The 17,293-nt window shown below is 63.4% G+C and carries 18 protein-coding genes; 6 read left to right on the top strand and 12 right to left on the bottom strand.

Annotated elements, in window-relative coordinates; all coding sequences use genetic code 11:
- Positions 1–86: 86 nt before the first annotated feature.
- From JQK88_RS24905 to JQK88_RS24895, 3 genes are all read right to left on the bottom strand, one after another.
- A complete protein-coding gene (locus tag JQK88_RS24905; RefSeq protein WP_112560060.1) occupies positions 87–686 on the bottom strand; it encodes a DUF1236 domain-containing protein in 600 nt (199 codons plus the stop codon).
- A gap of 64 nt (positions 687–750) precedes the next feature.
- Positions 751–1,848 (bottom strand): zinc-binding metallopeptidase family protein, encoded by a 1,098-nt coding sequence (locus tag JQK88_RS24900; protein ID WP_203279721.1) that lies wholly within the window; start codon positions 1,846–1,848, stop codon positions 751–753.
- A 90-nt stretch (positions 1,849–1,938) separates the two neighbouring features.
- On the bottom strand, positions 1,939–3,186 hold the full coding sequence (locus JQK88_RS24895; protein ID WP_192254706.1) for a flavin monoamine oxidase family protein: 1,248 nt from the start codon (positions 3,184–3,186) through the stop codon (positions 1,939–1,941).
- A gap of 141 nt (positions 3,187–3,327) precedes the next feature.
- Between JQK88_RS24895 and JQK88_RS24890 the strand changes: the two genes are divergently transcribed.
- The gene (locus JQK88_RS24890; RefSeq protein WP_203279720.1) at positions 3,328–4,125 is read left to right on the top strand and encodes a lytic murein transglycosylase; all 798 of its coding nucleotides are present in this window, start codon (positions 3,328–3,330) and stop codon (positions 4,123–4,125) included.
- A 167-nt stretch (positions 4,126–4,292) separates the two neighbouring features.
- Here JQK88_RS24890 and JQK88_RS36435 read toward each other — a convergent pair whose 3' ends face one another.
- Together JQK88_RS36435 and JQK88_RS24880 are read right to left on the bottom strand one after the other, a co-directional pair.
- Positions 4,293–4,652 (bottom strand): hypothetical protein, encoded by a 360-nt coding sequence (locus JQK88_RS36435; RefSeq protein ID WP_246750028.1) that lies wholly within the window; start codon positions 4,650–4,652, stop codon positions 4,293–4,295.
- Between the two features lie 326 nt (positions 4,653–4,978).
- On the bottom strand, positions 4,979–6,202 hold the full coding sequence (locus JQK88_RS24880) for an argininosuccinate synthase (protein WP_192254702.1): 1,224 nt from the start codon (positions 6,200–6,202) through the stop codon (positions 4,979–4,981).
- A 225-nt stretch (positions 6,203–6,427) separates the two neighbouring features.
- Here JQK88_RS24880 and JQK88_RS24875 point away from each other — a divergent pair, with 225 nt between their 5' ends.
- Positions 6,428–7,069, top strand: a complete 642-nt coding sequence (locus JQK88_RS24875) for a LysE family translocator (protein ID WP_192254700.1) — start codon at positions 6,428–6,430, stop codon at positions 7,067–7,069.
- Here the strand turns inward: JQK88_RS24875 and JQK88_RS24870 are convergent.
- The 5 genes from JQK88_RS24870 to JQK88_RS24850 all read right to left on the bottom strand — a co-directional run bounded on the left by JQK88_RS24870 (position 7,041) and on the right by JQK88_RS24850 (position 10,871).
- The gene (locus JQK88_RS24870) at positions 7,041–7,514 is read right to left on the bottom strand and encodes a hypothetical protein (protein WP_192254698.1); all 474 of its coding nucleotides are present in this window, start codon (positions 7,512–7,514) and stop codon (positions 7,041–7,043) included. The two genes, JQK88_RS24875 and JQK88_RS24870, sit on opposite strands and share 29 nt — an antisense overlap.
- Positions 7,511–8,746, bottom strand: a complete 1,236-nt coding sequence (rlmN, locus tag JQK88_RS24865; protein ID WP_192254697.1) for a dual-specificity RNA methyltransferase RlmN — start codon at positions 8,744–8,746, stop codon at positions 7,511–7,513. The genes JQK88_RS24870 and rlmN overlap by 4 nt, the downstream gene beginning before the upstream one ends.
- A gap of 511 nt (positions 8,747–9,257) precedes the next feature.
- Positions 9,258–9,761, bottom strand: a complete 504-nt coding sequence (locus JQK88_RS24860) for an invasion associated locus B family protein (protein WP_112560070.1) — start codon at positions 9,759–9,761, stop codon at positions 9,258–9,260.
- Positions 9,762–10,080: 319 nt separating this feature from the next.
- Positions 10,081–10,443, bottom strand: coding sequence for a YkvA family protein (locus JQK88_RS24855; protein WP_192254695.1), 363 nt, complete (start codon positions 10,441–10,443; stop codon positions 10,081–10,083).
- A 131-nt stretch (positions 10,444–10,574) separates the two neighbouring features.
- Entirely contained in the window at positions 10,575–10,871 is a 297-nt protein-coding gene (locus JQK88_RS24850; protein ID WP_192254693.1) for a 4a-hydroxytetrahydrobiopterin dehydratase, read from the bottom strand.
- A gap of 103 nt (positions 10,872–10,974) precedes the next feature.
- Between JQK88_RS24850 and JQK88_RS24845 the strand changes: the two genes are divergently transcribed.
- Positions 10,975–11,487 carry a low molecular weight protein-tyrosine-phosphatase gene (locus JQK88_RS24845; RefSeq protein WP_192254691.1) on the top strand — a complete coding sequence of 171 codons (513 nt, stop codon included), beginning with the start codon at positions 10,975–10,977 and terminating at the stop codon, positions 11,485–11,487.
- Here JQK88_RS24845 and thpR read toward each other — a convergent pair.
- Together thpR and JQK88_RS24835 are read right to left on the bottom strand one after the other, a co-directional pair.
- The gene (gene thpR / locus JQK88_RS24840) at positions 11,391–11,987 is read right to left on the bottom strand and encodes an RNA 2',3'-cyclic phosphodiesterase (protein WP_112560072.1); all 597 of its coding nucleotides are present in this window, start codon (positions 11,985–11,987) and stop codon (positions 11,391–11,393) included. The two genes, JQK88_RS24845 and thpR, sit on opposite strands and share 97 nt — an antisense overlap.
- 137 nt (positions 11,988–12,124) lie before the next feature.
- Complete coding sequence (locus tag JQK88_RS24835) at positions 12,125–12,769, bottom strand: arylesterase (RefSeq protein WP_192254689.1); 645 nt, start codon at positions 12,767–12,769, stop codon at positions 12,125–12,127.
- Positions 12,770–12,854: 85 nt separating this feature from the next.
- Here JQK88_RS24835 and JQK88_RS24830 point away from each other — a divergent pair, with 85 nt between their 5' ends.
- The 3 genes from JQK88_RS24830 to JQK88_RS24820 all read left to right on the top strand — a co-directional run bounded on the left by JQK88_RS24830 (position 12,855) and on the right by JQK88_RS24820 (position 17,095).
- Entirely contained in the window at positions 12,855–13,550 is a 696-nt protein-coding gene (locus JQK88_RS24830; RefSeq protein WP_192254687.1) for an ABC transporter ATP-binding protein, read from the top strand.
- Between the two features lie 65 nt (positions 13,551–13,615).
- A complete protein-coding gene (locus tag JQK88_RS24825) occupies positions 13,616–16,114 on the top strand; it encodes an ABC transporter permease (RefSeq protein WP_203279805.1) in 2,499 nt (832 codons plus the stop codon).
- Positions 16,115–16,354: 240 nt separating this feature from the next.
- Entirely contained in the window at positions 16,355–17,095 is a 741-nt protein-coding gene (locus tag JQK88_RS24820) for a Bax inhibitor-1/YccA family protein (protein WP_112560076.1), read from the top strand.
- Positions 17,096–17,293 lie beyond the last annotated feature (198 nt).

Below are 17,293 nucleotides of genomic sequence, written 5' to 3'. Positions count from 1 at the left end.
ATCGACAGAGCAGCTCCAAGCGGCCTGACCAGGCCGACACCGGGGAGAAGGCGGCCGCCGGATGGGGACCGCCTTCGGGGGCTCAATCAGCGCACAACATACATGATGCGCCGAGTCTGCGGGTCGACCAGCGCAGGCTGGCCGTTCACATAGACATAGCGGTAGCGGTAATCGGGGATTTCGCGCAGTTCGACGGTGTCAGGCAAGGTCGCGCCTGTCACCACCTCGCCGTCGAGATAGACCGGGTCGAGCCGGTGCGTGCTGACATAGGTGCCGACTTCCGCCGGCGGCCTGTCGATGGCGTCGATGGGGCCGTCGTCGGAAAGGATCGCGCCGGTATAGGTGTCGGGATAATCATCCTGCGGCGGTGCAACGACGGTGATGGCGGCGTCGGCAGGGCGGCGCGTCAGCACGACCCGGCTGCCGCCGAAATCGGCCGTCACGTAGTCGGAATAGACCCAGCCCTGGCCGCCGGCTTCGGCGATGGTGCACCATTTGCTGTTTTCGATGCAGCCATTGAGCGTCGCCGACTGGCCGGCGGCAAGCACGCCGATCACCGGATATTGCGGGCCGGGGCCGGCACGCACGTTAAGATCGGTGACGGCCGAGACGGCAGTATCGGCGAGTGCCGCACCCGACATGGCGACAAGCGCCCCGGCGACGGCCGGAAACAGTATGCGTCTCATGATTTCGCTCCGTTTTCGTTGGTCCCTCGCGAGCCGAAACGAAACCGGGCCTTATGCGTTCCGGCTAAAATGCCTGTGCCGGCTCACGATTTATTCCGGTTTCTTTCGGCAAACCCGTCAGAAGCTCATGTACGAAGGCGAGTTTCTGCGCCGTCACGTCCGAAATGACGAAGGGATAGAGGTCGGGCAGGCCCATGCAGCGGTTGATCGAGTTGGAGGCTTCCGACAGCACCAGCCAGCGGGCGAGGATCTTTTCGAACGGCTCGGGCACGGCGTGAGGCTCGGCTGGGGCGGGCTGCAGGCGGCCACCGGTGTCGCCCTGCGGCAACACATTGGCCTCCATCGTCTCCAGCTGGCCGAGCGGAAAGTTCAACGCGTGCACCATCTCGAGCGTGTCGGTGATGTGCAGATGGTGCGCCCAGGTCTCCGCCCAGTCCTCCCACGGATGCGATGTCGCATAGGCAGAGATGTGGTTCTGCTGCCAGTCGGGCGCCGCACCATTGGCGTAGTAGGTCTGCAGCGCCTGTTCGTAATCGGCGCGCTCGTCGCCGAACAGCGCCCGGAAGGCGTCAAGCCGTTGCGGGTCGTCGCGGATCAGCCGGTCCCAATAATAGTGGCCGAGCTCGTGGCGGAAATGGCCGAGCAGTGTGCGGTAGTTCTCGCCCATCTCAACGCGCCGTCGCTCGCGTTCGGCCGAGTCCGCCTCGGCGACATTGAGCGTGATCAGGCCGTTGTCATGACCGGTCAGGATGCGTTCGCCGCCGGGGCCACCGCCGATCGGGTCGGCCAGGAAGTCGAAGGCAAGGCCGATCTCGTCGCCGGGGTTCTGCTTGGGCGCCACCGGCAGGCCGAAGGCGAGCAGCGAATAGATGGCGCGCTTCTTGGCCGCCTCGACGCGGATCCAGCGGCGGCGGTTGCCGTCGACGGAGAGGTCGGGGATCAGCTGATTCAGCGCGCAGGCGCGGCAGAAGGGGTGGTCCGGCTCGGCCATCCAGTTGCAGGCGCATTCATCGGCGTTGGTGCAGTGGAAGATGCCGTCGATATCAGACAGGGCGAAGCGCGCATGCTCGGGGTCGTAGAGCACGAGGTTCGAGCAGCTCAGGCACTGCGCGTTCTCGAAATAGAGCCGGTGGCCGCAATGCGGACAGTCGAACAGTTTCATCTCGGCCTCAAATCGTCACGGCAGTTATATGGTACGCGCGGCGCGCGGCCCAAAACGCCAGTGACCGGCGGGCGTTCCGCTTTTCCGACGCTATTTCACGGCCAACCGTGCGGCGACCTGCCGCGCCACGTTCTCGCCCGACAGGCGCGCGCCGCCGCAGGTCTGGATCAGCGGTCCGGCCAGATGCTCGCCGGCGAAGAATATCTTGTCCGCCACCGGCTGCATCAGCGTCGCGCGGGCCTCCGAGCGTCCGGGACGGGCCGCGGCATAGGCGCCGCGCACAAAGCGCTCGCCACCCCAGTTGGTCATCATGGCGCGCGCCACATGCTTTCTGGTGTCGCTGCCGAAAATGCCGCACAGCCGGTCGACGACGAAGTCGATGCCGGCCGCCTCGCCCGCCGCCGACATTTCCCAGGCGAAGTCGCCGCCGACGAAACCGACCATCAGGTCGAGGTCGAAGGGGAAGCACAGGAAATAGATGTCGTGCCGGGCCATGCGTTCGATCAACAGATCGTCGAATGGCTCCAGGCCGAGCCTGGTGCCGCGGATCTCCACCGGCAGCTTCGTCAGCATGCCCATAGGCAGGTCGAAGAAGGCGCCAAAATGCGCGTCGGGAAGTGCAGGCGAGAACTCGATCTCCTCAAAGGCGAGCACGGCCGGCGAGGCGGTGACGATCACCGCCTTGGCGCGCACGGTGCCGCGATCGGTGACGCAGGCGACGCCCGGCACATCCCACAGGATCTTGCGCACCGGCGTTGACAGTTCGACCGGCAGGTCGGCGCCGAAGCGGGCGACCAGCGCGCCGAAGCCTTCTTTGCTGAAATAGTTCGGGTCGAGATCGGCGGCGGCCTGGAAGTCGCGGATCGAGATCTCGTCCTCGTCGGCGCCGAAATCCATCGGTCCGGCGAACGTGGCGGCGGCGCGCGGCGCCTGGCCCTTGGCCAGAAGCGTCGACAGCCGGTCGTCGTCGCCCTCTTCGACCTGATGCGTGGCCAGCAGCTCGAACAGCCGCGCATCGGCGGCCTTCATCTCAGCCTCCTCCTGCTCGCTCGCCTTGCGCTGGCGGTAATAGAGATGGTCGACATTCATGTCATGGTGATGCAGCGTCCAGCCGGCAGCCTGCGCTTCGGGAAAATAGGGATTGCGGTCGGCGGCGTGCAGCCAGGCGCAGCCGATGTCGAACGGGATGCCGAAATGCTGGTCGCTGGTCCAGGCGCGGCCGCCGATGCGGCCCATGGCTTCGAGCAGCTTGAAGGAAAGGCCTGCGGCACGAATGGTCCTGGCGGCAGCTAAGCCAGCTGAGCCGGCGCCGATGATGACGACATCAACGTCTTCCATGGTTTCCCCGCCACAATAAGCACTTGATCGTAGGCAAATTCCGCTGCATTGGCCAGCGTGGCGCCGAGGCTACGGTGACAATGGCGCGTTTCACTGGCAAGTTCACAACCGGGACGTGATTCAGGCAATCAGGAGAGAAGCATGGCATTGTTTGCCAAGGGAAAGATTTTTGCGGCCACGGTGGTGGCGGTGCTTGCGCTGGCGACGGGCGCGCAGGCGGCGGCCAGTTGCGGCAAGACCGGCGCCGGTTTCGAGGCGTGGAAGCCTGAGTTCGCTGCAGAGGCCAAGGCCGAAGGTGTTGGCCCCAAGGGCCTGGCCGCTCTGGCCGGCGCCAGCTACGCGACCAAGACGATCTCCGTCGACCGCGCCATCCACAAGGCGTTCAGCGGCTCGGTGGATGCTTTCATGAAGCGCCGTGGCGGGGCTGCGATCATTTCCAAGGGCCGTGCGCTGAAGAAGTCGAACGCGGCAATGTTCGAGAGGATCGAGAGCAATTACGGCGTTTCGCCGGGCGTGCTGCTCGCCATCTGGGGCATGGAGACGGGCTTCGGTGCCTCCCTGGGCAACCAGAACACGGTCTCCGCCATCCTGACGCTGGCCTATGATTGCCGCCGTCCGGGGTTCTTCTACCCGCACGCCATTGCGGCGCTGAAGCTGGTCGATCGCGGCGCGCTGAGCGCCTCGTCGGTCGGCGCCGCGCATGGCGAGATCGGCCATACCCAATTCCTGCCCGGAAACGTCCTGAAGTACGGCGTCGGCAACGGAAATCTGCGCGACAAGGCAACCGCGCTGGCGTCCACCGCCAACTTCCTCAAGGCTCATGGCTGGCGGGCGGGCGCGAGCGCGAGCGCGAATATAGGCGCAATTGCCGGCTGGAATTCCGCCAGCGTCTACCAGCAGGCCATCGCCCAGATCGCCGATGCAATCGACGGCAACTGATAGAAATCTCTATTCGATGGAGAGGCCCGGCCATGCGCCGGGCTTCTATTTTACGTCCAACGTGTAGGAGCAGCCGGCAAGCGTCTTGCGGGATGTAACTCGACGGTCGAGCCAAGCCGGAGAGGAAACCGATTTCGAAACTGGCCCGGCGCTCAGGAATATCTCTCTCAATTATAGCCGCCGCCCAAGGGGCATTTCTCGGAAGCGGGAACCTCGAAGGAGCCGCCGTAGAGATCCGCCTTTGGCCTGCCCTTCATCTCGATTTTGGTCGGTTGGTCGGCCTGCGCGTAGCCGCTCAACGGGCATTTCTGGGAAGCGGGAAGCTGGAAGGTGCCGGTAATACCTTTGCAGCTGCGGAAGTTGGGGTTCGGCGGCGGCGGCGTGGCCATAGCAGCCGCTTTTGACTTACCCTTGATGACCAGCCAGATTTCGGTCGATTGGTCGAGCTGCAGCCGGTTCAAGTCGGAGTAGCTGATTCGCCCGCTGCGTATCCCTTCGCCAAGGCGCTGGCAGAACAGGGCCGGCATGCGCTCTTGTGAAACGCCCATGAAAGAGGCGATTTCGTGCTTGAACGTGATGCTCCATAAATGGACAGCGGAGATGCACCGTCTGGATTCTGCTCGCGTTTCGCGGCTGCCTGCGAGGACTGGCATCCGGTGAAGACGACGGCCGCCGCAAGCAAGAGAAAAATGGCGTTTTTCACGATCAGAACCCCTCCGTCCCGCGAGGGAATTTAGATGAAGCTTTTAGAAGGTCAACAGGAGTCGCCTGGCTGGTTTGACTTTCTTATATTAGAGATGCCAAATAAAAACCCGGCGTCTCCGCCGGTCTGTGCCTGTAATAGTAGTTGGGCTCAACCCTTGCGGTTGCGTGCTGCAAGTGTCCTCAGCCGCAGCGCGTTGAGGCGGATGAAACCGGCGGCGTCCTTCTGGTCGTAGGCGCCGCGGTCGTCCTCGAAGGTGACCAATGCGTCGGAATAGAGCGTCTTCTTCGACTTGCGGCCGGTGACCATGACATTGCCCTTGTAGAGCTTCAGGCGCACCGTGCCTTCCACATCTTCCTGGCTCTTGTCGATCATAGCCTGCAGCATCAGCCGCTCGGGCGAGAACCAGAAGCCGTTGTAAATCAGCTCGGCATAGCGGGGCATGAACTCGTCCTTGAGGTGGCCTGCACCCCTGTCGAGCGTGATCGACTCGATCGCGCGGTGGGCCACGATCAGGATCGTGCCGCCGGGTGTTTCGTAGACGCCGCGCGACTTCATGCCGACGAAGCGGTTCTCGACCAGGTCGAGCCGGCCAATGCCGTTGTCGCGACCGAGATCGTTAAGGGCCGTCAGCATCTCGGCCGGCGACAGCTTCTTGCCGTTGAGCGCAATCGGATCGCCCTTCAAAAATTCGATTTCGATCTCGGTGACCTTGTCGGGCGCATCCATCGGCGAGACGGTGCGCTGGTGGACGAATTCCGGCGGTTCGCTCCACGGGTCTTCCAGCACCTTGCCCTCGGAAGAGGAGTGCAAGAGGTTGGCGTCGACCGAGAAGGGCGCCTCGCCTCTTTTGTCCTTCGCCACCGGGATCTGGTGCTGCTCGGCGAAGTTGATCAGGTCGGTGCGCGACTTGAACGACCAATCGCGCCACGGCGCGATGACCTTGATGTCGGGGTTCAGCGCATAGGCCGAAAGCTCGAAACGGACCTGGTCATTGCCCTTGCCGGTGGCGCCGTGGGCAATCGCATCGGCGCCGGTCTCCCTGGCGATCTCGACCAGGTGTTTCGAGATCAGCGGACGGGCGATCGAGGTGCCGAGCAGGTAGGTGCCTTCATAGACGGCGTTGGCGCGAAACATCGGGAAGACGAAGTCTGAGACGAACTCCTCGCGCACGTCGACGACACGGATATCCTTGATGCCCATCATCTCGGCCTTCTTGCGCGCCGGTTCCAGCTCGCCGCCCTGGCCGAGATCGGCGGTGAAGGTGACGACTTCGGCGCCGAGTTCGGTCTGCAGCCATTTCAGGATGATGGAGGTGTCGAGGCCGCCGGAATAGGCGAGCACGACCTTCTTGACGTCTTTGGTCTTCGACATTGTTGGCGGTTCCGCGACAAGGGTTCTTCGCGGGCGAGGTATCACGGGCTTTCCGGCCAGCGCAAGGGACGAACGCCGATCAAGGCTGGACCAGATGCTGCGGTCGTCAGCGGCTGGAACGGGCCAAGCGCCTGCGCTATAGGCTGCGCTTCCTTTTGTTTAAGCATCGGATTCTCCCAAAACCGGCTTCCACTTTTGGGTCCGACGCTCTGCCAGGGGCCGCCAATGTCTTTCATTCCCGACACCACGACGCTGATCCAGTTCGCCGTCGCCACCATGATCCTGGCGATAACGCCGGGGCCAGACATGACGCTGTTCGTCTCACGCACGCTGAGCCAGGGCCGCGCTACCGGCTTGGCCTCGCTGGCCGGGGCGCTGTGCGGCACGCTGATCCACACCACTTTGGTGGCGGTCGGCATCTCGGCGCTGATCGTCGCCTCGCCAATGGCCTTCCTCGTGCTGAAGATCTTCGGCGCCGCCTATCTCGTCTTCCTGGCCTGGCAGGCGCTCACCAAGGGCTCGGCATTCTCGCCGCAGAAGAAGAGCGGCCCTGAGATTTCGCTGTTCCGCAGTTGGGTCGCCGGACTTGGCGTCAATCTGCTCAACCCGAAGATCATCCTGTTTTTCATGACGTTTCTGCCGCAGTTCGTCTCGGCACATGACCCGAACGCACCGGGAAAACTGTTCTTCCTCGGCGTCATGTTCATCGTGCTGTCGATCCCGGTGACGGCGCCGATGGTGTTTGCCGCGGAAAAGTTCTCGGCGGCGATGAAGGCCAGCCCGCGCGTCACGCGGGTGGTCGACTATCTCTTTGCCGGGGTGTTTTCGGCCTTCGCGCTCAAGATCCTGACCGCTCAGGCGAAGTAGCGGCCTGCCACCAGCTTCCGGCCCAGCGGCCGGCGCTTAGCCAGTAGAAGATGCCGCCGACCATGCCGCAGCCGATCACGGCGGCGATGGCGCGCGGATCGGTGACGTCGAAATTGATGTCGGCATTCTGGTGGACGAAGCCGAGGAACACCGCGGCCACGATGCCGCCCGCAAGGGCATAGAACAGCCAGTCTCTGCGGCTGAGTATCTCCGAGATCAAGATGACGATGGCCGCCGGCATGAAGGCGAAATAAGCGATGAACAGCGCCACGAAGGGGATCGAAAAATACAGCGATGCGGTCGCCGTCGGGTGGGCATGTTCCGGCGCGTAGCCGAGCGAGGCCAGGAACAGGACGTTGAGAAAGGCGCTCGCCGCCAGCGAGGCGACGATATAGCCGAACAGGATGACGGCGAAGCGGACGAGATAGGCGATGACGCGGCTCACGCCTCGCCGTGTCCCGCAATCATCATGGCTTCCAGTGCCAGTCGGTCGGCCTTGCGCATGCGTTCGGAGTCCGACTTGAGCTGGCCGCAGGCGGCGAGGATGTCGCGGCCGCGCGGGGTGCGGATCGGCGAAGCATAGCCGGCATTGTTTATATAGTCGGCAAACTTCTCGATCGTCTCCCAGTCCGAGCACTGGTAGTTGGTGCCCGGCCACGGGTTGAACGGGATCAGGTTGATCTTGGCCGGAATGCCCTTGAGCAGTTTGATCAGCCCCTTGGCGTCCTCGATGGAATCGTTGACATCCTTCAGCATCACATATTCGAAGGTGATGCGCTTGGCGTTGGACAGGCCCGGATAGGCGCGGCACGCCGCGATCAGTTCCTTCAGCGGATACTTCTTGTTGATCGGCACCAGGAGGTCGCGCAGATCGTCATTGGTGGCGTGCAGCGAGATCGCCAGCATGACGCCGATCTCCTCGCCTGTGCGGAAGATCTCGGGCACCACGCCGGACGTCGAGAGCGTGATGCGACGCTTGGACAGGGAAAGCCCGTCGCCGTCGGAGGCGATCAGCAGCGCCTTCTTCACCGCCTCGAAATTGTAGAGCGGCTCGCCCATGCCCATCATGACGATGTTGGAGACTTTGCGGCCCTCGGCCGGCACGATGGCGCCGTCGGGCGTGTCGCGGTCAGGGAAATCGCCGAGCCGGTCGCGGGCGGTGAGCAATTGCGCCAGGATTTCCTCGGCAGTCAGGTTGCGCACCAGCTTCTGCGTGCCGGTGTGGCAGAACGAGCAAGTCAGCGTGCAGCCTACCTGCGAGGAGATGCACAGCGTGCCGCGGCCTTCCTCGGGGATGTAGACGGTCTCGATCTCGACCGGACGGCCGGCGCCGCGCGGCGGAAAGCGAAACAGCCATTTGCGCGTGCCGTCGGAGGAAATCTGTTCCTCGACGATCTCGGGCCGGGCGACGGTGAAATGCTTGTCGAGCTCGGCGCGCAGATCCTTGGAGATGTTGAACATGCCGGCGAAGTCGGACACGCCGCGCACATACATCCAGTGCCACAGCTGCTGGGCGCGCATTTTTGCCTGGCGCTCGGGCACGATGCCGGCGCCGATGAGGGCTTCGCCGAGCTCGGCCCGGGTCAGGCCGATCAGCGACGGCTTCTCGGCCGATGTGGCACGGGCGCGCAACGCATCGCGTGCGCCTTCAGTGGTGAGATCGAAGGAAAGGGTCATATCAGCGCCAATATAAGCGAATTGCGGCCGATTTCATCCATCGTGCCAAAGAAGCGCGGCGCATAGCACAGGTTGGAGTGAGAGTCATGCGGGGCGACTTTTCGGTAGTGTCTCAGTTTGAAATCACAGAAGCGTCGGACCAAGAAATTCTAGTGCAACCGAACCCAAGATGCCGACACCGGCCAACAGCCCCATTCCCCAAGCGGGCCTCGTTGTAACGAATGGTGTGAGTATCGCTATGGCCAAGATGGCCATCCGAGCAATGTCGGATCGCAAGTAGACGGTCTGGCTCCGATAGTTCCAAGCCATACCAACCGGGCCTTCGGACACGCCCCAGACGCTGCACCAAGACGACGCTGGCGTAATATCGCAGCGAACGCTTGCTGCATCGATAAAGTCGAGTAGGAGAAGAAATGCCAAGCCAGCTAAAGCGATTTGGCATGTTGCTTCAAGGAAGGTCGGTCGCCTTATGAGCATCTGTATCCGCTGAAGGAGGTCGCGTTACGTTAGCCTATTTGCACTTGGCGATCGACGACAGCGCGGCCGAGATGCCTTTCAGCGAGAACACATAGGTTGTGGTGTTGCCGCGGCCGGACTTGGCCGACACCTTCATGTCGGTGCCGGTCTTCATGGCGGCGATCAGCACCGGCTCTTCGGCGGCGTTCTCCACCCAGGCCGACTTGCCGCGGGTGAACATCGAGAACGACTTCTTGTCGATGGTGACGGTGGCCTTGGAGCCTTCCTGGAAGGTGTAGCCGGCGATGAATTGCGGCTCGTAGGACACCTGCTGGCCCGGCCGCTGGCTGACGAAGAAGAACATGTCACCATGGTCGAGCGTCGGCGGCTGCTTGTCGGTCGGCACGGTCAGGACGTAGCAGACCTTGCCGCCCTGCGCCTGATAGCTGTAGGTGCCCCAGGCGTTGTGCTGGCCGATCTTGGTCGCCTGCTGCGCCAGCGCCGGCGCTGCAGAGGCCACCAGGACCAGGCTCGAGACTAGTGCAATCAATCCGCGCATCGCTTTTCCCGTATTCCAAATGGTGCGGGGGCAGGCCGGCTTGGCGTCCTGCCCGTCGCTTCATTTTGATTTAATCTGGGTTACCAAACGGTGAATTTCCCTTGGAAAAGGACATTCACGTATGGAAACCACCGCCATTTCCGCGCCGCTTGTTGAAAAAACGGCTTTCGCAATGTCCCTGCGGCGACTTGGAGGCCACGAAAGCGGCAAGAGTTTGACTTTTTCAACGGCCACAGCGGAACCCGAAGCCAAGCCGCTATCGCCCTGTTTGAACGCAGGATTTCTGGAAAACAAGTTCGTTGATGGGACGGCCGCCGGTTCAGCTCTTGTCGGCGATCGCTTCCTTGGCGGCCTTGCGGTGGGCAGGCGTGATATGGGCGCTGACGGCAGTGATCGCTGCGGTCAGCACAGCGATGTCGTCGGTGAAGCCGAGGCCGAGGACGAAATCGGGGATGACGTCGACCGGCAGTACGAAATAGCCGAGCGCGGCGAGCAATATGCCCTTGGCACGCAAAGGCGTCTTCTTGTCGAGCGCGCAGTAATAGGCGGCGACCACCTCTTCCATGAAGGGTATCTGCCGCGCCGCCTTCTTGGCCGTGCGCCAGAATTTGGCGCGCACTTCGCTTTCATCGCCCAGCTTGCTGCCGAAGCCGAAGAAGTCAAAACCCGGTTGCTCCGCCATCAATGTCTCCTCTTCTGGCCGTCGCGCACCGTGTTGCGCGCGGCGGCACGGGAAAATGTGGTGAAAGCCGAACCCCGCTGCAAGAGGATGGTGCCGATTTGCCGTTGCCGGCGCGTCGTGGCGCCGGACGTTCAGCCGCCGAAATAACCGTTCATCTTCTTGGCCAGCGCGATGTCGAGCCCAGTGACGCCGCCGGCATCATGGGTGTTCAGCGTCACGTCCACCGTCTTGTAGACATTCGACCAGTCGGGGTGATGGTCCATCTTCTCCGCAGCCAGAGCGACGCGGGTCATGAAGGCGAAGGCTTCGGAAAAATTCTTGAAGACGAAGCTGCGTTTGATGGAAGCGCCGTCCGCGGCCAGCGACCAGCCGCCCAGTTCGGCCAGTGCAGCTGTAATGGCGTCCTTGCTGAGTTTCTCTCTCGTCATGATGATGTCCTGTGCTATCCCGATCTTGACCCTCACCATAGTGCAAGTCGCCCAAACGTGCCTTGCGTTTTGGCGTCCCAAATGCACAAACGGCGCATATCGAATGAGCATAAAGCCGATAAATTCCATTCTGTTCGTCTGCCTCGGCAACATCTGCCGCTCGCCACTCGCCGAAGGCGTGTTTCGCGCCGTGCTGGCCGAGCGGGGCCGCGACATGATGCTGGACTCAGCCGCGACCGGCGGCTGGAATCTCGGCGAAGCACCCGACCCGCGCTCGGTCGCGGTCGCTGCCCGCCACGGCATCGACATTTCCGGGCAGCGGGCGCGCAAGGTTCGGCCGGAGGATTTTGCCCGCTTCGACCTGATCCTCGGTATGGACCGGCAGAATGTCCGAGACCTGAAGGTGATGGCGCCGGCCGGTGCCGGCGAACGCATCCATCTGCTTGCGGAGTTCGCGCAGGGAAAAGCCCGCGACGTGCCGGATCCCTATTACGACGGGGCGGAAGCCTTCGCTTCAGTCTACCGCATGATCCGCGAAGCGTCGGAGGCGCTGGCAAAGCTGCTCGAGGAGCGCGCATCGGCGCCGGACAGCGGCCAGGCTTCCTCGACGATGTAGGGGCCGCCGCCGACCGAATCGCGCGACGACATCAAGACGAAGCGGCCGACGCGAAACGGTAGTGTCGAGAAATTGCCGCGCGCCGACAGATATTGCGCGACGTCGAGCGGGCTCGAATTGCGCAGCCGCGCCAGCGTCACATGCGGTGTGAATTTGCGCGGGTCTGCCGGCAGACCGAGCCGCTGGCAGATACGGTCGATCTCGCCTTGCAGTGCGGAAAGGTCGGGCGAGGCGAAAACGCCGGCCCAGACGGCGTGCGGCTTTTTCTGGCCGAAGGCGCCGACCCCGGACAGCGTCAGCGAGAAGGATGGGCGGTGAACCCGGTCGAGCGCGTTGGCGATCTCGTCAGCGACATGGCCTTCGACATCGCCGATGAAGCGCAGCGTCATGTGATAGTTTTCGACATCGATCCAGCGGGCCCCGGGCAGGCCACCCCGCAAAAGGGACAGCGAAAGCGCGGCATCACGCGGTATTTCGAGGGCGGTGAAAAGACGCGGCATGGTGAGCCTCCCTTCCTCGAATCGAACTATGCCCCTACCGAATCATCGATATCCAAGCAGGGCAAGTGGTTTGTTGGTCGCAGGCTTTCCCTAATGTTTCCCTTACGGAAGGCCGCGCCAGGAGCGAATGTCCGGCCTCAGGCGCCGCCCTCGACCGCTGCAATTGCCTTTTCCACGGTGGGCAGGATGCGCTCGACCATCGCATCGACGCCTTTCGGGTTGGGGTGCAAGCCGTCCTCCAGCTGCAGGCCGGACTGTCCGGCAACGCCGTCGAGAAAGAACGGATAGAGCGGCACATCGTATTTCGCGGCCAGCTTCGGATAGATCGCATCGAAGGCGGTCTGGTAGTCGGCGCCGAGATTGGGGGCGGCGCGCATGCCGGCCAAAAGCACCGCGATCTTGCGCGCTTTCAACTTCGCCAGCATGTCGTCCAGGTTCTTTTCAGTAATGCTGGGCGAGACGCCGCGCAGCATGTCGTTCGCGCCGAGTTCCAGGATGACAAGCTTGGTGCCGTCCGGCACCGACCAGTCGAGCCGCGACAGGCCGCCGCTCGACGTATCGCCGGAAACACCGGCATTGGCGACGCTCACATCAAGGCCCTTGGCGCGAAGGGCTGCCTGCAATTTGTCGGTGAAGCCTTCGCCGGGCCCGAGGCCAAAGCCCGCCATCAGGCTGTCGCCGAAGCCCACGACGGTGAATGTCTCGGCCCGCGCCGACGAAATGGCGCCGCAAAGGGTGAGGAAAAGGATGAGCCCTGCGGCAATCGAGCGTTTGAAAGACATGCGGCAGGCCCCATATGACCAAGAATTCTTCCGGCGACGGCTTCCGGCAGGCAGAGCCTTCATCTCCATATAGGACGCTTTAATTGTGACAGAAGCCGTCATCGAGCTGAAAGACATATCCCTGACCCTCGGCCAAGGCGCGTCGTCCGTGCATGTCCTGAAAGGCGTCAGCCTCGACGTGACGCGCGGCGAGGCGACCGGCATTGTCGGTCCCTCAGGATCCGGCAAGTCGACCTTGCTGATGGTTCTGGCCGGACTGGAGCGGGTCGATTCGGGCACGGTGCGCATCGCCGGCGAATCGCTTAACGGCAAAAGCGAGGACCAGATCGCATCGTTTCGGGGCCGAAACATCGGCATCGTCTTCCAGTCCTTCCATCTCATTCCCAATATGACGGCGCTGGAAAATGTCGCGGTGCCGCTGGAACTGGCCGGCCATGCCGATCCGTTCGGCGTGGCCGCGCGTGAACTGGCAGCCGTAGGCCTCAGCGACCGCGTCACCCACTATCCCGGCGAACTTTCCGGCGGCGAACAGCAGCGCGTGGCGATTGCTCGGGCGCTGGCACCCGCGCCGCGCATTCTCATCGCCGACGAACCGACCGGCAATCTCGACCAGGCGACGGGGCGGCAGGTCGCTGACCTTTTGTTCGCCAAGGCGGCCGAGCGCGGCATGACGCTGGTGCTGGTCACTCATGATCCGGCCCTTGCGGCGCGCTGCTCGCGCCAGGTGTCGATGCGCTCGGGCCGCATCGAGGATGCGCCTCTGCTCAAAGTGACGGCGTAGCCGTGGTGGAAAAGACCCCCTGGCTCCGCACCCTGAAACTCGCGTTCCGCTTTTCGCTGCGCGAGATGCGCGGTGGGCTGTCCGGCTTCATGATTTTCCTGGCCTGTATCGCACTTGGCGTCGCGGCGATCGGCGGCGTCAATTCGGTGGCGCAGGCGATCACCGCCGGTGTTGCCGACCAGGGCCAGACGCTGCTCGGCGGCGATCTGCGCTTCCAGATCAACCAGCGCGATACGACGCCGGCCGAAAGCGCCTTCCTCGATGGCCTGGGTGCTGTGTCGCACAGCGCCAACATGCGCTCGATGGCGCGGCTCGAGGACGGCTCCGACCAGGCGCTGGTCGAGGCCAAGGCAGTCGACGACGCCTATCCGCTCTATGGCGCGCTGGAGACCGAGCCGCAGCTTGGCAGACAGGATCTGTTCGGTGAGAAATCCGGAATCTTCGGCGCCGCGGCGCCCGACCTGCTGTTCGATCGGCTCAATGTGAAGATCGGCGATCGGTTGAAACTCGGCAGCGCGACATTCGAATTGCGCGCCAGGCTGGTGAGCGAGCCGGACGCGGTGTCGGATGGATTCGGCTTCGCGCCCCGGCTGATGGTCTCGACCGCGGGGCTTGCCGCGTCGGGGCTGATCCAGCCGGGCAGCCTGGTCGAGAATGCCTACAAGGTTCGCCTACCGGCCGGCGCTAGCGAGGCCGATCTCAAAAGCATCCAGAAACGGGCCGCGAGCGATTTCCCCGAAGCCGGCTGGTCGATCCGCACGCGCTCCAACGCCGCACCCGCACTGTCCTCCAACATCGAACGCTTCTCGCAGTTCCTGACGCTGGTCGGGCTGACGGCGCTGGTGGTCGGCGGCGTCGGCGTCGCCAATGCGGTGCGCGCCTATCTCGACGGCAAGCGCGGCGTCATCGCCACCTTCAAGAGCCTCGGCGCTTCGGGCGGTTTCGTCTTCACCGTCTATCTCGTACAGATCCTGATGATTGCCGGCCTCGGCATCGTGCTTGGTCTTATCCTCGGCGCCGCCATGCCGTTCGCGGCGAGTGCGGCCCTGAAATCGGTCATTCCGGTGCCGGCGGAAGGCGGCTTCTATCCCGGTGCACTCGCCATGGCGGCGCTCTTCGGGCTGCTGGTGACGCTGGCTTTCGCGCTGCTGCCGCTCGGCCGCGCCCGCGACGTGCCGGCAACGGCGCTATTTCGCGAAATGGGGTTTGAGGGCCGCGGTTTTCCGCGCCTGCCCTACCTTGCGGCGGCGGTCGGCATCGCGCTCGCTTTGGCCGCCTTGGCGATCCTGTTTTCCGGTGACCAGCGTATCGCCTCGATCTTCGTCGGCGCGACAATCTTTGCGTTTCTGGTACTGCGCCTGGTCGGCGCGCTGGTGCAGTGGGTGGCGCGCAAAAGCCCGCGCGTGTGCTCGGTCGCGCTCAGACTCGCCATCGGCAACATCCACCGGCCCGGCGCGCTGACGCCTTCCGTCGTGCTGTCGCTGGGGCTCGGGCTGACGCTCTTGGTGACGTTGGCGCTGATCGACGGCAATCTCAGGCAGCAGATCTCAGGCAGCCTGCTGGAGCGGGCGCCGAATTTCTTCTTCGTCGACATCCAGAACGGCGATGTCGACGCCTTCTCGGCGCTGGTCGGCAAAGAGGCGCCCAAGGGCACGCTGGTCAAGGTGCCGATGCTGCGCGGCCGGGTGATGGCGCTGAACGGCGTCGATGTAGACAAGGCCAATGTGCCGGCTGAAGGCGCTTGGGTGCTGCGCGGCGATCGCGGCCTGACTTATGACGCCAAGCAGCCCGCCAATGCGACATTGACCGAAGGCAGTTGGTGGCCGGACAGCTATACCGGCGAGCCGTTGGTTTCGTTTTCCAACGATGAAGGCAAGGCGCTCGGGCTGAAACTCGGTGACACCGTCACCGTCAATGTGCTGGGCCGCAACGTGACGGCCAGGATCGCCAATTTCCGCGAGGTGCAATGGGAGACAATGGGCATCAATTTCGTCATGGTGTTCTCACCCAACGCTTTTGCTGGCGCCCCGCATGGCTGGCTGGCGACGCTGACCGAGAAGGACGCGTCGGTAGCGGATGATGCGCGCCTGCTCAACGCCATCACCCGTGCCTTTCCGGCGGTGACGACGGTCCGTGTCAAGGACGCGCTCGATATCGTCAACCGACTGGTCGGTCAGCTCGGCACGGCGATCCGGGCTGCGGCCGGCGTGGCGCTGATCGCTTCGGTGCTGGTGCTGGCCGGCGCGCTCGCCGCCGGCAACCGCGCCCGCATCCACGATGCCGTGGTGCTGAAGACGCTGGGGGCCACGAGGCGGACGCTGATCACGGCGTTTTCGCTCGAATATATGCTGATCGGGTTGGCCACCGCGGTGTTCGCGCTTGCCGCCGGCGGCATCGCGGCCTGGTACATCGTCGCCCGCATCATGACGCTGCCATCGCATTTCATGCCGGAGGTGGCGGTGGCGACTTTGGTGTTTGCGCTGGCGATCACCGTCGGCATCGGCCTTGCCGGCACCTGGCGGGTGCTCGGCCACAAGGCGGCGCCGGTGCTGCGCGACCTCTAGGTCTCAACCGGCAAAGCCGGCCGAATCCGGCCATTTCCGATTAAATCTTGGTAATGCAGCGGCCGCGAAAGCCCGGAACACCGGCTTCCGGCGATTCACCACGCGTTGCAGCCCGTAACGGTCTTGTTCTTGACGTCAAGAACCATCATATTTCGCCACAGGCATGCTGGAGCCCCGCCAGCGGCGCCCAGGTCCGGAAAGGCCTGACACCGTACGGGGCAGAAGCAACAGAGGATTCCAATGGCTGAGCCCATTCGCAATTACCAGACTTCGGCCGTGCCGGGCGCACGCGCCGACATTGACCAGGGCCTGCGCAGCTACATGCTGAAGGTCTACAATCTGATGGGGCTTGGTCTCCTCATCACCGGCATCGCCGCCTGGGGCGCTTTCCAGCTCGCCGTCACCGGCGACGGACAGCTGACCGCTTTCGGCACGCTGATCTACGCCAGCGCCTTCCGCTGGGTGGTCATCCTGGCCCCGCTCGCCGCAGTTTTCTTCCTGTCGTTCAGGATCCAGTCGATGAGCGTGGCCGCGGCGCAGACAACCTTCTGGGTCTATTCGGGCCTGGTCGGCCTGTCGCTGTCGACCATCTTCCTGGTCTACACCGGTGCCTCGATCACCCAGACCTTCTTCGCCACGGCGGCCGCCTTCGGCGGACTGTCGCTCTATGGCTACACGACCAAGCGTGATCTTTCGGCGTTCGGCTCGTTCCTGGTCATGGGCGTCGTCGGCCTGGTGATCGCCATGTTGATCAACATCTTCCTGCAGTCGTCGGCGCTCGGCTTCGCCATCTCGGCGATCGGCGTGCTGATCTTCGCCGGCCTCACCGCCTATGACACGCAGACCATCAAGGAAATGTACTACGAAGGCGACCAGGCCGACGTCGCCGGTCGCAAGGCGATCATGGGCGCGTTGAGGCTCTATCTCGACTTCATCAACCTGTTCATGTTCCTGCTGCAGTTCATGGGCGATCGCCGCTAAGCGGTCTCCATCCAGGCAACTGGACCAGCTGATATCGAAAGGGCGGCCTAACGGCCGCCCTCAGACCGCTGACAAACCCCGTCGATTTTCGGCGGGGTTTTGTTTTGCGATTGATTTGGCTCAGCAAATTGATGTCAGGAGGAAATGTCAGGAGACAGCCGACGGCGATGGGCCTCACGCGAGACTTGGTTTGAGCCT

Origin of the sequence: Mesorhizobium caraganae (genome assembly GCF_016836705.1) — a bacterium.
GTDB classification, from domain to species: Bacteria; Pseudomonadota; Alphaproteobacteria; order Rhizobiales; family Rhizobiaceae; genus Mesorhizobium; species Mesorhizobium caraganae.
The sequence above is the reverse complement of the archived record's forward strand: the minus strand, read 5'-3'. Positions and strand labels throughout refer to the sequence as shown.

What these genes read in the sequence shown, in the direction of transcription:
- JQK88_RS24855 (WP_192254695.1), bottom strand. Translation starts at nt 10,443, where the DNA reads ATGGCGGAGCAACCGGGTTTTGACTTCTTCGGCTTCGGCAGCAAGCTG.
- JQK88_RS24895 (WP_192254706.1), bottom strand. Translation starts at nt 3,186, where the DNA reads ATGGAAGACGTTGATGTCGTCATCATCGGCGCCGGCTCAGCTGGCTTA.
- JQK88_RS24880 (WP_192254702.1), bottom strand. Translation starts at nt 6,202, where the DNA reads ATGTCGAAGACCAAAGACGTCAAGAAGGTCGTGCTCGCCTATTCCGGC.
- JQK88_RS24835 (WP_192254689.1), bottom strand. Translation starts at nt 12,769, where the DNA reads ATGTCTTTCAAACGCTCGATTGCCGCAGGGCTCATCCTTTTCCTCACC.
- JQK88_RS24825 (WP_203279805.1), top strand. Translation starts at nt 13,616, where the DNA reads ATGCGCGGTGGGCTGTCCGGCTTCATGATTTTCCTGGCCTGTATCGCA.
- rlmN (WP_192254697.1), bottom strand. Translation starts at nt 8,746, where the DNA reads ATGACCCTTTCCTTCGATCTCACCACTGAAGGCGCACGCGATGCGTTG.
- JQK88_RS24845 (WP_192254691.1), top strand. Translation starts at nt 10,975, where the DNA reads ATGAGCATAAAGCCGATAAATTCCATTCTGTTCGTCTGCCTCGGCAAC.
- JQK88_RS24860 (WP_112560070.1), bottom strand. Translation starts at nt 9,761, where the DNA reads ATGCGCGGATTGATTGCACTAGTCTCGAGCCTGGTCCTGGTGGCCTCT.
- JQK88_RS36435 (WP_246750028.1), bottom strand. Translation starts at nt 4,652, where the DNA reads ATGCCGGCCCTGTTCTGCCAGCGCCTTGGCGAAGGGATACGCAGCGGG.
- JQK88_RS24850 (WP_192254693.1), bottom strand. Translation starts at nt 10,871, where the DNA reads ATGACGAGAGAGAAACTCAGCAAGGACGCCATTACAGCTGCACTGGCC.
- JQK88_RS24900 (WP_203279721.1), bottom strand. Translation starts at nt 1,848, where the DNA reads ATGAAACTGTTCGACTGTCCGCATTGCGGCCACCGGCTCTATTTCGAG.
- JQK88_RS24905 (WP_112560060.1), bottom strand. Translation starts at nt 686, where the DNA reads ATGAGACGCATACTGTTTCCGGCCGTCGCCGGGGCGCTTGTCGCCATG.
- JQK88_RS24875 (WP_192254700.1), top strand. Translation starts at nt 6,428, where the DNA reads ATGTCTTTCATTCCCGACACCACGACGCTGATCCAGTTCGCCGTCGCC.
- JQK88_RS24890 (WP_203279720.1), top strand. Translation starts at nt 3,328, where the DNA reads ATGGCATTGTTTGCCAAGGGAAAGATTTTTGCGGCCACGGTGGTGGCG.
- thpR (WP_112560072.1), bottom strand. Translation starts at nt 11,987, where the DNA reads ATGCCGCGTCTTTTCACCGCCCTCGAAATACCGCGTGATGCCGCGCTT.
- JQK88_RS24820 (WP_112560076.1), top strand. Translation starts at nt 16,355, where the DNA reads ATGGCTGAGCCCATTCGCAATTACCAGACTTCGGCCGTGCCGGGCGCA.